The sequence below is a fragment of the Actinocorallia lasiicapitis genome, assembly GCF_054778695.1.
Genome location: NZ_BAAGZI010000878.1, coordinates 1 through 631, shown reverse-complemented (window position 1 = coordinate 631; position 631 = coordinate 1). Strand labels below are relative to the sequence as shown.

Genomic DNA, 631 nt, shown 5'->3' with positions numbered 1-631 from the left:
GCAGCCGCGCGCCGCGCCGGGCGGCCTCGTGGGCGGCCCAGTCCAGCGCCGCCAGGCTCGGCGCCGACCCGTCGACCCCCACCAGCACCTCGTCCACGTCCCACCACCCGCCTCTCCTCCGGCTCCCTACCCCGTTCCCGGGTTTCCGTCCGTGCGGTGACCGGTATCTCGTCCGCCCGATAACCCTGTCTTTACCGTGACCCGGACGGGAACCCCGCCGCGCCGGTCCTCACGGCTGCTGAGCACCGACACCACGACCGACAGCGTCGACGCGAGCAGCAGGCCGACGAACGCGCGGTGGTAGCCGGAGTACAGATCGTCCAGCAGGGGGCCGGTGGCGCGTCCGGTGTACAGGACGCCGCGCTCCCCCACCGGCAGCGCGGAGGTGACCAGGGTCAGGGACAGGGCGGTGCTCAGCGAGATGCCGAGGAAGTGGAGGGTGAGGCGGAGCCCGTTGACCACGCCCAGCCGGTCGGCGGGGACGGTGGCCAGCACGGCCGTGGTGTTCGCGGCGTAGAAGACGGCGCTGCCGACCGCGCCGAGCACGAGCCCGGCGACCGTCCAGGAGTAGGGGGCCTCGGGGGTGAGCGCGAACAGCAGCACGAGCAGGCCCGCGGTCGCGGCGGCCGCG

At 74.5% G+C, this 631-nt stretch carries 1 protein-coding gene and 1 pseudogene; both read right to left on the bottom strand.

The window, feature by feature from the left end; genetic code table 11:
• Positions 1–82, bottom strand: an 82-nt coding sequence (locus ACYVE7_RS35265) for a universal stress protein (RefSeq protein WP_460371035.1), incomplete at its 3' end; no start/stop codon positions are given.
• A gap of 44 nt (positions 83–126) precedes the next feature.
• Positions 127–631 (bottom strand): annotated as a pseudogene (locus ACYVE7_RS35260) (hypothetical protein); the annotation flags it as partial.